The sequence below is a fragment of the Arsenophonus sp. ENCA genome (assembly GCF_002287155.1).
Classification (GTDB): Bacteria; Pseudomonadota; Gammaproteobacteria; order Enterobacterales; family Enterobacteriaceae; genus Arsenophonus; species Arsenophonus nilaparvatae.
In genome coordinates this window covers 1-11,935 of sequence record NZ_NHNG01000263.1, presented here as the reverse complement: position 1 = coordinate 11,935, position 11,935 = coordinate 1, and the positions used below count along the sequence as shown (strand labels likewise).

Annotated in this window: 12 protein-coding genes and 3 pseudogenes; 3 read left to right on the top strand and 12 right to left on the bottom strand. The window is 40.4% G+C overall.

The genetic code is table 11. The features are described 5' to 3' along the window. Together CBG25_RS06925 and CBG25_RS06920 are read left to right on the top strand one after the other, a co-directional pair. Positions 1-281: transposase family protein (locus CBG25_RS06925; protein WP_290603775.1), on the top strand; the 281-nt coding region annotated here is incomplete at its 5' end. Between the two features lie 139 nt (positions 282-420). After that, positions 421-1,341 (top strand): TIGR01777 family oxidoreductase, encoded by a 921-nt coding sequence (locus CBG25_RS06920; RefSeq protein WP_290605570.1) that lies wholly within the window; start codon positions 421-423, stop codon positions 1,339-1,341. On the opposite strand, the gene CBG25_RS06915 is transcribed toward CBG25_RS06920, so the two are convergent. The 11 genes and pseudogenes from CBG25_RS06915 to CBG25_RS06865 form a co-directional block, all read right to left on the bottom strand. Then, entirely contained in the window at positions 1,334-1,906 is a 573-nt protein-coding gene (locus tag CBG25_RS06915) for a UbiX family flavin prenyltransferase (RefSeq protein ID WP_290605575.1), read from the bottom strand. The genes CBG25_RS06920 and CBG25_RS06915 overlap by 8 nt on opposite strands. 95 nt (positions 1,907-2,001) lie before the next feature. After that, the gene (purF, locus tag CBG25_RS06910) at positions 2,002-3,513 is read right to left on the bottom strand and encodes an amidophosphoribosyltransferase (protein ID WP_290605568.1); all 1,512 of its coding nucleotides are present in this window, start codon (positions 3,511-3,513) and stop codon (positions 2,002-2,004) included. 14 nt (positions 3,514-3,527) lie between these two features. Continuing rightward, positions 3,528-4,031, bottom strand: a complete 504-nt coding sequence (gene cvpA, locus CBG25_RS06905; RefSeq protein ID WP_290605567.1) for a colicin V production protein — start codon at positions 4,029-4,031, stop codon at positions 3,528-3,530. Between the two features lie 191 nt (positions 4,032-4,222). After that, entirely contained in the window at positions 4,223-4,840 is a 618-nt protein-coding gene (locus tag CBG25_RS06900; RefSeq protein WP_290605565.1) for an SPOR domain-containing protein, read from the bottom strand. Next, positions 4,830-6,116 (bottom strand): bifunctional tetrahydrofolate synthase/dihydrofolate synthase, encoded by a 1,287-nt coding sequence (folC, locus tag CBG25_RS06895; RefSeq protein ID WP_290605573.1) that lies wholly within the window; start codon positions 6,114-6,116, stop codon positions 4,830-4,832. Before folC ends, CBG25_RS06900 begins: the two co-directional genes overlap by 11 nt. A gap of 19 nt (positions 6,117-6,135) precedes the next feature. Further along, positions 6,136-7,089, bottom strand: a complete 954-nt coding sequence (gene accD, locus CBG25_RS06890) for an acetyl-CoA carboxylase, carboxyltransferase subunit beta (RefSeq protein WP_290605562.1) — start codon at positions 7,087-7,089, stop codon at positions 6,136-6,138. Between the two features lie 113 nt (positions 7,090-7,202). After that, positions 7,203-7,880, bottom strand: coding sequence for a DedA family protein (locus tag CBG25_RS06885; protein ID WP_290605560.1), 678 nt, complete (start codon positions 7,878-7,880; stop codon positions 7,203-7,205). 58 nt (positions 7,881-7,938) lie between these two features. Then, the gene (gene truA, locus CBG25_RS06880; RefSeq protein ID WP_290605558.1) at positions 7,939-8,754 is read right to left on the bottom strand and encodes a tRNA pseudouridine(38-40) synthase TruA; all 816 of its coding nucleotides are present in this window, start codon (positions 8,752-8,754) and stop codon (positions 7,939-7,941) included. Then, positions 8,754-9,764 carry an aspartate-semialdehyde dehydrogenase gene (locus CBG25_RS06875; protein WP_290605557.1) on the bottom strand — a complete coding sequence of 337 codons (1,011 nt, stop codon included), beginning with the start codon at positions 9,762-9,764 and terminating at the stop codon, positions 8,754-8,756. Before CBG25_RS06875 ends, truA begins: the two co-directional genes overlap by 1 nt. Positions 9,765-9,797: 33 nt before the next feature. Continuing rightward, on the bottom strand, positions 9,798-10,928 hold the full coding sequence (gene pdxB, locus CBG25_RS06870; protein ID WP_290605554.1) for a 4-phosphoerythronate dehydrogenase PdxB: 1,131 nt from the start codon (positions 10,926-10,928) through the stop codon (positions 9,798-9,800). Positions 10,929-11,038: 110 nt separating this feature from the next. Then, positions 11,039-11,302: pseudogene (locus CBG25_RS06865) on the bottom strand (helix-turn-helix domain-containing protein); the annotation flags it as partial. Between the two features lie 88 nt (positions 11,303-11,390). On the opposite strand from CBG25_RS06865, the pseudogene CBG25_RS06860 reads away from it, so the two are divergent. After that, positions 11,391-11,591, top strand: a pseudogene (locus CBG25_RS06860) (helix-turn-helix domain-containing protein); the annotation flags it as partial. 132 nt (positions 11,592-11,723) lie between these two features. On the opposite strand, the pseudogene CBG25_RS06855 reads toward CBG25_RS06860, so the two are convergent. Continuing rightward, a pseudogene (locus tag CBG25_RS06855) lies at positions 11,724-11,935 on the bottom strand (hypothetical protein); the annotation flags it as partial.

Sequence of the window (11,935 nt, the reverse complement as noted above, 5' to 3'; positions counted from 1 at the left end):
AGGTAACCATCTGGGCAGATACCGGTTTTCAAGGTATAGATAAACAGCATCCTAATACACAAATCCCAAAAAAAGGAACTCGAAAAAGACCTTTATCGCCTGAACAAAAACAAGAAAATAAAATAATCTCGGGCATCCGTATTACAGTTGAACACGCCATCGCGGGTATCAAGCGCCTCGGTTGCATGACCCAAATTTTACGGAATCGTAGACCCTTTATTGATGATACCTTCTTACTCCTTAGCGCAGGTCTTTGGAATTTCCATCTCAGAACAGCGTAAAATTTACTTCAATCACCGAAACACCCTTATTTCACTATTAAGCAACACGCTTATTGTACTAACAGTCTAATGATCTGCTGTTTCTTTAAATATCAATACTATAATTACTTATATCATTATTGAAAACCAAGGAGTGAGAATGCGGATTTTTATTACTGGCAGTACCGGCTTAATTGGCTCAAGACTTGTTCAACAACTGGTTATACATTCCCATACTATCACCGTATTAAGTCGATCATGCCAAAAAGTTTACAGCCTATTTGGTCGACATGTTGATTGTCTGACAAGCTTAAATGAGATTAATAATCTTGATGGTTTCGATGCCATTGTCAATCTTGCCGGTGAACCTATTGCAAATAAACCATGGACTAAGGAACAAAAAATAATTCTGTGTGAAAGCCGCTGGAAAATGACAGAACGCTTAAGCCAACTGATCAAAGACAGTAAAAAACCACCAAAAACGTTTATTTCTGGTTCTGCAGTTGGCTATTATGGTGATCAGGGACAAAGCGTTGTCACTGAATCCGATATGCCACATGCCGAATTCACTCACCAACTATGCCAAAAATGGGAATCATTGGCATTAGAAGCAGAAAGTGATAAAACACGCGTTTGTTTGCTACGAACCGGAGTGGTACTGGCGAAAGAAGTCGGTGTACTAAAGAAATTGTTACCGATATTTAAAGCCGGATTAGGCGGGCCAATCGGCAAAGGCAAACAATATATTCCCTGGATCCATATTGATGACGTCGTCAATGCGATTAATTACCTGCTTGAGTCACCTTCATTATCTGGTGCGTTTAATATTACTTCACCCTACCCGGTGCATAATGATCAGTTCAGTGCAATACTGGCCGAAGTACTTAATCGTCCGGCACTGATTAGAACGCCAGAATTTGTTATTAAATCTATTATGGGAGAATCTGCAGCATTAATGTTAGGTGGGCAACAAGCGATTCCAAAGCGTCTTGAAGAAGCTGGATTTAAATTTCACTATATTGAATTAAAAGAAGCACTCGAGTCATTACTGTTAACTACGTCGCAAGAGACCATTACTTAATACCTGGCCAACGAGTAAATAAGGTTTGTGGTAAGGTGATACCATATTGATCTAATATTCGATTGACAGTCTGATCGACAATGTCCTGTACGGTTTCTGGATGATGATAAAAGGCCGGCATCGGTGGAAAAATTATCGCGCCAATCTCTATGACATTCATCATTAATCTCAAATGGCCTAGGTGCAAAGGAGTTTCCCTGACACCCAAGATTAATTTACGCTTCTCTTTTAAAACCACATCAGCCGCCCGCGTAATTAATGTATCGTTATAACTATTGGCAATACCAGATAACGCTTTTATTGAACACGGCATAATAATCATACCGGAGGTAATAAATGAACCAGAAGAAATCGCCGCAGCAATGTCTCTATCTTCATAGACAACATCAGCCATTGCTTGAACATCGCGTAGGCGATGAGAGGTCTCCAGCGCTATAGTCTGCTTAGCTGTTGCACTGACAATTAAATGTGTTTCAACCTCAGCAACAGAACGTAAAACTTCAAGTAAACGAATACCGTAAATTGCACCACTAGCGCCTGTCAATCCGATAATTATTCTCTGCATCATTTTTGCTCAATAATAACGATAAAATAGATTTCAGTATTGTCAGCTTAACGATATCCGTTAAAGTCTAACTTAATTCAAATGATAACAACAAGTTAGCCTTCGTTGTAAATTTCCAAATTTTCAATCTCATTATGTTCTTTTAACTGATCGTCCTTACGCAGATTTTCCAGATAATCCAAGTAAGCTTGATCAATATCCTTGGTAACATAAATCCCATTAAAAACCGAACACTCGAAAGTCGTGATATCGGGATTTTCCTCCCTAACTGCGGCAATCAAATCAGTAAGATCCTGAAAAATTAAATCATCCGCACCAATAAGTTGACGAATTTCATCCACTTCACGCCCATGGGCAATCAATTCATTAGCGGACGGCATATCAATACCATAAACATTTGGAAAACGAACTTCTGGTGATGCCGAAGCAAAATAGACCTTTTTGGCTCCAGCTTCGCGTGCTAACTCAACAATTTGTTCAGAGGTTGTTCCGCGCACAATAGAGTCATCAACTAATAAAACATTTTTACCACGGAATTCGGCTCGATTGACATTCAGTTTACGACGTACCGACTTGCGTCTCTCCTGCTGTCCTGGCATGATAAAAGTGCGTCCCACATAACGATTTTTAACAAAACCTTGGCGATAGGGTTTACCCAAAATATAAGCTATTTCCAGTCCGCTATCACAAGATGTTTCAGGAATCGGGATCACAACATCAATCTCTAAATCCTGCCATTGACGGGCAATTTTGGCCCCCAATTTTTGCCCCATCCGCAACCGAGCTTTATTAACCGATATTTTATCGATAAAAGAATCTGGTCTGGCTAAATAGACAAACTCAAACAGACAAGGGGTTAATTGTGGATTTTCTGCACATTGCCGGCTGTAAAGTTCTCCCTGTTCAGTGATATAAATCGCTTCACCAGGCGCGACATCACGCAAGAACTCAAAACCAAGGGTATCTAAAGCGACACTTTCCGAAGCAACCATGTACTCATTTTGACCATCTTCCAATGTGCGCTTACCCAGCACCAGAGGGCGGATACCAAATGGGTCACGAAACGCCACTAAACCATGGCCAATAATCATTGCAACACAAACATAAGCGCCACGAACTTTGTTATGCATCGCAGCAATAGCGGTAAAAATATTTTCTGCAGTCAGCGGAAAATGATCAAATTGATCCAATTCATGGGCAAGCACATTGAGCAAGATTTCTGAATCTGAAGAAGTATTTACATGACGACGGGCCGTTTCAAATAACGTTTTTCTTAATTCATGTGCATTGGTCAAATTACCATTATGGGTCAATGTAATACCAAAAGGAGAATTAACATAAAAAGGTTGCGCTTCGGAAGCGCTGGAGCTACCCGCGGTTGGGTAACGCACATGGCCAATTCCCATTTTACCCCGCAAACGCAGCATATGGCGGGCAGCAAATACATCTTTTACTAAACCATTCGATTTACGTAGGCGAAATTGTTTATTTTCATCAATTGTTGCAATACCTGCAGCATCTTGCCCACGATGTTGAAGCACTGTTAGCGCATCATAAATTGATTGGTTAACTGGTGTAAAACCAGCAATACCGACAATACCGCACATCCACTTTTTCCTCATCAACCAAACGGAGTGATATTTTCAGGTAAAAAACTTGACGCATTTTTTAAATAATCAAAAAACCATCTAATAATATGACTAAATTGGGGTATCAATTCAGAACGTTGCCAATCTTCACTTTTTGGCAAGGGTGTAAAAGTATCCAGGAAAAACAGGATTGCCGACACAATTAATATACCGCGTAATACACCAAAACAGACGCCTAACACGCGATCAGTACCTGATAATCCTGTTCGCTCAACTAACGAGCTAATCACATAATTGACTACCGCACCCACAATTAAAGTAGCGATAAATAAAATTGCAATTGCAATACCATTTCTAATCAGCGTGTCATCGAAGCGGGTGAGATAAGTTGCCAGATAAGGATAAAATTGGCTGGCAACAAAAAAAGCACAACCCCAAGTAATAAGTGATAAAGCTTCCCGTACAAAACCACGAATTAAACTAACCAAGGCAGAAAAGCCAATAATGGCAATAATAGCGTAATCAATCCAAACCATAATTTTAATCCAAAAAATTAAACATTCAGCATGGTCAAACGCATTCTAGCAGAAAAAGAAAACGTTTGCGTTAGATATTTTGCTGAAAAGTAGCAATAAATTGCGGCGAAAAGATAAATCATGATCGCCGCAGGAATAATTAATATAACTGTTTAGTATCAATATGTTTTATCTATTAGTAGCTACCCATTTTACGGTTTATAACCGCGTATTTGCCCCTGTAAGCCGGTTAAATCTTTCAATTCCGACAAACTGGACTGCAATTTATCTCTCGAAGCATTTGGGCCAACAAAAATTCGAGTTAATTGACCATTAATTGGTAATGATGGCTCGGTATAAACCTGGTAGCCAGATAAACGTAATTTGGCAATAATCTCTTCCACTTTTGCAGCATTTTTCAGTACTGCCAACTGAATAACATATGCCCGCGCCTGCGGTGCTTGAGTTTTCTCATTTGACTTAGTGATATGTTCTGGCACTAGCGCGGGTTTTTCAACTTTGACTGCTGGTTTAGGCTTTGCTTGTTGCTGAGCGGACAGACTATCTGCTGATTTGGCCTTCGAATCAGAAGTGGCCTCAGAAATCATGGCTTCTGCAGCGCTCGCTGAAGATGTCGCTAGTGGCTTCGGATTAATTGGCGCAATAGGTTCAATTTCATATTCATCGCTGGCTTTAGGCACCAAAGGGATCGCTGCAAATTCAGTCTCATTATATTTCTTATTACCATCCAATAATATGGGTAATACAATAACACCAACTGCAACAATAACAATCGTTCCCACCAAACGGTTTTGAAACTTACTGGCCACTTAAACTTTCCTCTTTTGTCTGCAGTTCCATAACCTCTGCAACAGTATGAAATGAGCCACAAACCAACACGATATCCTGTTTGTAAGCCTCGGCCATAGCCTGCAACCATGCATCTTTGACCGTCGCAAATTGGTATGGCGATTCAACATACTGCGCTAATTGCGCTGCATCGGCACCGCGTATCCCACTTAACGAAGCGAGATACCATTTATCAACCTGCGCAGCCAAATAAGATAAAGTACTTTTTATATCTTTATCGGCTAACATCGCTACAACGGCATGAATTTTAGTATTTTTCTGCCTGGGTAATCGAGCCAGTCTATCGGCTAAATAAGCTGCCGCATGGGGATTGTGCGCAACATCTAAAATTACACAAGGTTGCTCGCAGATAATTTGAAAACGTCCTGGTAATTTCGCCTTAATCAATCCCTGCTGAATAGCGGGCAATGATATCGCCTGACCAATGGCATCCCCCTGTTTGATTAAACAATCAATAATTGCCAATGCGGTTGCAGCATTGGCCAGTGGAACATTTGGCACAGGTAACTGTTTAAAATCTTGATCATGAGATCGCCAATGCCAATGATCATTTTGTAGCTCAAATTGCCAATCTACCCCGCAACGAAATAGCTTTGCCCCTAAGGTTTGAGCCACTTCATTAATCGACTGCGGCATATCCGGTTCACCCACAACCGCATAGCGCCCTGAGCGAAAAATACCAGCTTTTTCGTAGCCAATCTGCTCACGATCACCACCAAGCCAGTCAATGTGATCCAATGCAATGCTAGTGATGGCAGCAATATCCGCATCGACGATATTGGTTGCATCTAACCGTCCACCCAAACCGACTTCTAAAATAACCACATCAAGTTTAGCTTGTTTAAATAACTGTAAAGCAGCTAAGGTGCCATATTCAAAATAGGTCAGCGTTGTTGTGCCGCGTTTAGATTCAATATCGGCAAAAACCCGACAAAATTCAGCTTCAGGTAACATCTTACCCTGGATCCTAACGCGCTCAGTATAATCCAACAGGTGAGGAGAACTATAAACGCCGACTTTTAATCCTGCTTCAATTAAAATAAATTCCAATGTATGGCAAGTCGTTCCTTTACCATTAGTGCCAGCAACAGTAACGACTTTCGGGGCGGGATATAAAAGATCCAGCTGTCGAGCGACGACACCAACCCGCTCAAGCCCCATATCGATAATTTTGCTATGCTGCTGGGTTAAATAAGTTAACCAGGTAGCTAAAGAAGAGGTTACCCCTGGTATCATTAAGGGTTCAGATATCTTCTCATTTTTGATCTGATTTGTTGTCAATTTCGGGTTTCTCACGATAGGGTGGCTCCAGATCATCGTCAACTAAGGTAATAACATCAATTTGACTTGCATCTTGAACGGTTTGATGAGTGAGCATCGCCAGTATTTCGGCTAATTTGTCCCTCATTTCAGGCCGCCTTACAATCATATCAATCGCACCTTTTTCAATCAGAAATTCACTGCGCTGAAAACCTGGTGGTAATTTTTCACGAACCGTTTGCTCAATAACCCGAGGACCAGCAAAGCCGATTAACGCTTTAGGTTCGGCAACATTAATATCGCCTAACATGGCTAAACTTGCTGATACACCGCCCATAGTTGGATCGGTAAGTACTGAGATATAGGGAAGCCCTCGTTCCTGCATCTTAGCCAGTGCCGCACTGGTCTTTGCCATTTGCATCAAGGACATTAATGCTTCTTGCATGCGAGCACCGCCACTGGCAGAAAAACAAATTAACGAACAATTATCTTCCAGTGCTTGCTCTACCGCACGCACAAAACGTGCACCAACAACTGAAGCCATTGAGCCGCCCATAAAAGCAAATTCAAAAGCGGCTACAATGACCGGCATACCTTTAAGCGTGCCTTTCATCACAATTAAAGCATCTTTTTCATGTGTCGCTTTTTGTGCTGCTGATATCCGATCTTTATATTTCTTTGAATCACGAAATTTTAAAATATCTTTCGGCTCTAATTCACTACCTAATTCAGCCGTGGTTCCTTCATCAAGAAAAGAGGCCAGACGTTGACGGGCCGAAATACGCATATGGTGATCACATTTTGGACATACGGCTAAATTACTTTCTAATTCAGCGCGATAGAGTACTTGCCCGCAGCTATCACATTTTGTCCAAACCCCTTCAGGGATACTCGCTTTACGGGTCTGGCTAATATTGCTTTTATTAAGAATCTTTTCAATCCAGCTCATTAATAGACCTTTCTGTCTGAAATTACATTATCAGTCTCATTATTATGTTAATCATTAAACCACAATGACAAAGCATAGTGGATAAAAAACTGATCAAACCTGCTAATGACTATCTATTTTTTTGGTTTAACAACCTGTTTTTCTTTTATTGATGTTCGACGATAACGCCAAATCTCAATAATACCCGGCAGAATAGAAATTAAAATAATTGCCACAATTAATAATTTTAAATTCTGCTGAACAATTGGCAAATCACCAAAAAAGTAACCCGCGTAAGTAAATAATAGAACCCATATTAAAGCCCCGGCCACATTATAAAAAGCAAAATGCCGATATGACATTTTTCCCATCCCTGCGACAAATGGAGCAAACGTTCTAATGATAGGTATAAATCTAGCTAAAATAATCGCTTTACCACCATGTTTTTCATAAAATTGATGTGTTTTTTCCAAATAAACCCGTCGAAAAATTTTTGAATTAGGATTGCTAAATAGACGCTCGCCGAATAAACGACCAATAGTATAATTAACCGCATCACCAATAATTGCTGCAATAATTATTAATACTACCATTAAATGAACATTAAGATCATTGCTCTCCAGTGCCGTTAATGCCCCAGCAACAAATAATAGGGAGTCACCCGGTAAAAAAGGCGTAACAATTAATCCTGTTTCACAAAATACTATCAAAAATAGAATGGCATATAGCCAAATGCCATATTCAGCAACCAGCTCAGCTAAATGAAGATCGATGTGTATAATAAAATCAATAATAAAAGTAATAAATTCCATAAAAAATCCAACAGTTGACAGCTTCAGCGCTGTGTAATTAAACGCAAAATTAAATTCATTATTCTGGTAAAAAAAGCGGTCCTACGATCGTTGTAGGTAATTTATATTTTGCCGGATAATCGACAGCAACTAAATAGAGCCCCTCTGCTTTTGCAGTCGCCGCCGCTTTTGTTTTATCTTTCAATGCTAAAAGCTCTGCTACCCAACTAATATCCTGATCACCACACCCTACTGCCAGCAAACTACCAACAATATTGCGTACCATATGATGAACAAAGGCATTAGCTTTAATATCAACCACAATATAGTCACCATAACGGTTGACATGAACATACTTTATATTACGCCAAGGTGATTTAGATTGACACTGAATAGCCCTAAATGAAGTAAAATCCTGCTCCCCAACCAATGCCTGAGCGGCAAGATGCATTTTTTCCGCATCTAAGGGGGCATGGTAATGCGTTACGCCTGCGGCTAATATCGCAGGTCTAAGTCGATGATTGAAAATAATATAACGATATCGACGCGCGGTGGCAGAAAAACGAGCATGAAAATCTGGCTCAACAATTTTGCACCACTGTACTGCAATGTCGGATGGTAAGTAACTATTAACCCCCCTCGTCCAGGCAGAATCTTTACGTGTGACAGATGTTTCAAAATGGATAACCTGACCAGTCGCATGCACACCTGCATCAGTTCGTCCGGCACAATAAACGTGGATAGATTCATTGGCAACTTTTGTTAGCGCGAACTCCAAACAAGCTTGAATACTTTTTACCTGTTGTTGACGCTGCCAGCCATAATAATGGCTACCATCATACTCAATGCCTAACGCAATTTTAGCCATCGACAAAGGGGGTTGCTTCTCCAACATTAATAATATTGCTCCTGCACTAATCGCTCCGCAGTTTCTATTAACATTCGAGCACCACCAAATCGGGTATTATCGGCAACTGACCAAAACTGTAATATCTCAGGTGCACCATAATCATTACGCATACAACCAATACTTAATCGATCACTACCTGAAGCATCAGTTACTTGAGTTGGAAAATCATCTTCGCAAACTAGCTCAATATCATCAAATTGAGCAATTTCTTGCCAGGCTTCTTGTACGGTCATTGGACGTGATGTTTCCACATGAACCACTTGTGCATTGCCATAAAAAACCGGTGCTTGTAAGCAACTGACAATAATGGATAACCCATCATTCTGTAAAATTTTACGCACTTGATCAACTAAACTGCGCTCCTGTGGTGCAGAGCCTTCATCATCACTTAGTAATGGTAATAGATTAAATGCTAGCTGCTTAATAAAACGTTCATTATCAACGGGTAAACCGTTTAATAATCGAGCACTTTGACCTGCCAATTCATCCACTGCACTTTTGCCATGCACCGAAACTGAAAACAGATTGGTTAAAATTAAACGATGAATACCGGCAACATTAATTAGTGGTTTAACGGCGACTAACAATTGACTGACATAGCTATCAGCAACGGCAATAATATTACGGTTACGATAATTAGCCAAGAGATGGGGATTAACACTCGGTACGACTAATGGAATATCTGGCTCCAGCGCAAATAAACCACTACTATCAATGACAATACAACCATCTTGCGCTGCTTGCTCTGCATAACGAGCGGACGCTTCCTTACCAGCAACAAAAAAAGCTAATTGCACCTGTGTCCAGTCAAATAATTGAGCATCAATAACAGTATATTGCCTGCCATTAAAACGAATGCTTTCTCCCGCACTATTTTCACTGGCTAATAGAAATAACTCACCAACAGGAAACTGACGTTCTTGTAATAAACTCAATACGGCCTCTCCGACCGCACCAGTAGCACCTAATAGTGCAATATTCCAACCTTCTGTCATGTTGGTTTTCTCCAATTTCATTAGCATATTTAATCAAATTAATTTGGTATTGAAACCTAGCATTTTTAGTGCATTCGCGGCATCGACATCATTACAACTCACTCTAAGAGATGACCATTCACGACGTTCTGGATAATATTTACGCAGATGATCAAACTGGCCAGCAAGATGGGCAATTTTTCTTAATGGCGCATCATCACGACGGACATCATAAACTAAATGCACTAAACGTTTTAAACTTGCCTGCGTTAATTCACCGCTAAAAGTAATTTCATTAAACCCTGCATTAGGTAATAAATCAGCTAGTTTAATTTGCTGTTCTTGGCCTAAAAACTGGCTAAATGCGGTAAAAATCTGGCTGGTGCCGCGTGCTTTACCTTCCAGAGAATAGCCAGCAATATGTGGCGTGCCAATTCTAGCTTTAGCTAGCAAAGGTAGGGAAATAGAGGGTTCATGTTGCCAAACATCTAATATAACGTCGATTTTCTTACCATTTTCTAAGGCTGTTAACAATGCCTGATTATCAACAACTGATCCGCGGCTAGTATTTAGTAAAATACGTTCTGCCGGCATAGCTGCAAGCAACTCTTCATTTAATAAATGATAAGATGAATAACGGCCAGATTTATTTAACGGGGTGTGAAAAGTTAAAATATCCGCCTCACTAACTAATTTTTCCAGTGGCCAAAATTGCTCACTATTATCGGCAGCGTCTGCACGAGGTGGATCACAAAGTAACGTATTCACGCCCCAAGCCTTTAAACACGCATTAAGACGACTGCCAACATTACCAACCCCAACAATACCGACCGTTTTTTCTCGTAAATCAAAGCAATCACGTTCAGCCAGTACCAATAAAGCGGAAAAAACATACTCTACCACCGCTGTCGCATTACAACCCGGTGCGGCAGAAAAAGCGATGCCCGCTTGCGCTAACCATTGCCTATCAACATGATCAAATCCGGCCGTTGCAGTACCAACAAATTTTACCTTACTCTCTTTAAGTAACGCTTCATTGACTTGAGTAACCGAACGCACCATTAAAGCATCCGCTGTTGCTAGCTCTGACGATGAGATTGAACGCCCAGAAACAGCCTTGACTTCACCCATTGTTTGAAACAATTGTGTTGCGTAAGGCATATTTTCATCAACCAATATTTTCACTTATTTAATGCCCAATTATATTTATCAAAATTAACCCATCGTTTTTACAATTCGATAAGGTAACAAGTTGCTATTTTGCCATGTTAATGAAATAAATCCTAACAACCGGTTTAGTCACCCTCACTTTTTTGTCGAAAACGTTCTGGTGTTGTGCCTGAAATCTGCTGAAACATGGTAATAAAAGCCGAGGAGGAACTATAACCGACATCAAAAGCCACCTGATGGACACTATTACCTTGTTCTAATTTCATTATGGCATGTAAAAAACGTAATCGCTGACGCCATTCACTAAATGACATCCCCAGTTCCTGCTGACAACGGCGTGACAAGGTTCGTTCTGAGGTATATACCCGTTTAGCCCAGATAGCTAAAGCGCCAATTCCCAAACGAAATGCAACAAAGTAAATCCTTGGTCATACATAGATAAAATTACTGTAATGACCCCATAAGAGATACTGTTGTATGAAGGGAAAACATTTGAACTTACATGAGCGTTTTTATATCGAAAAACGAATAATTGACGGTGTTACTCAGGCCACTATTGCTAGAGAATTGGGGCTTTCTCGTTCAACTGTCAGCAGGGAACTCAAACGTAATACTGATCCCGCTTTCCATGGACTTTATTCTTGCAGAAGAGCCGATACCTTAGCGAAAGCCAGACGTCTCAATAAATCTACACGAGATGCATTTAATCAACAAACCCCGCAAACGCAGGATTTTATCCGTAAGGAGCTTGCTTTACATACCTCGCCAGAAGTTATCAGTGGAAGGCTACGTCACGAGTTTCGCACAAAACTAATTTGGGTACGCTAATAAAACACGGATGTGCTCAGCAATAGCATTTTTGATTACGTCCCAATTTTGTTGATAAAGGGTTATTTTTTCAGATATACGACGTTTATGTTGTTCAAACCACGCAGAAATAGCGAGAAAAATATGATTTCTTTGCGCTCGGCTCGTGCGAGCCTGACAGCGTTCAATACCACAATTTTGTTTAACTTCTCGAT

What these genes read in the sequence shown, in the direction of transcription:
- cvpA (WP_290605567.1), bottom strand. Translation starts at nt 4,031, where the DNA reads ATGGTTTGGATTGATTACGCTATTATTGCCATTATTGGCTTTTCTGCC.
- CBG25_RS06875 (WP_290605557.1), bottom strand. Translation starts at nt 9,764, where the DNA reads ATGACAGAAGGTTGGAATATTGCACTATTAGGTGCTACTGGTGCGGTC.
- purF (WP_290605568.1), bottom strand. Translation starts at nt 3,513, where the DNA reads ATGTGCGGTATTGTCGGTATTGCTGGTTTTACACCAGTTAACCAATCA.
- CBG25_RS06920 (WP_290605570.1), top strand. Translation starts at nt 421, where the DNA reads ATGCGGATTTTTATTACTGGCAGTACCGGCTTAATTGGCTCAAGACTT.
- truA (WP_290605558.1), bottom strand. Translation starts at nt 8,754, where the DNA reads ATGTTGGAGAAGCAACCCCCTTTGTCGATGGCTAAAATTGCGTTAGGC.
- CBG25_RS06885 (WP_290605560.1), bottom strand. Translation starts at nt 7,880, where the DNA reads ATGGAATTTATTACTTTTATTATTGATTTTATTATACACATCGATCTT.
- folC (WP_290605573.1), bottom strand. Translation starts at nt 6,116, where the DNA reads ATGATACCAGGGGTAACCTCTTCTTTAGCTACCTGGTTAACTTATTTA.
- CBG25_RS06915 (WP_290605575.1), bottom strand. Translation starts at nt 1,906, where the DNA reads ATGCAGAGAATAATTATCGGATTGACAGGCGCTAGTGGTGCAATTTAC.
- accD (WP_290605562.1), bottom strand. Translation starts at nt 7,089, where the DNA reads ATGAGCTGGATTGAAAAGATTCTTAATAAAAGCAATATTAGCCAGACC.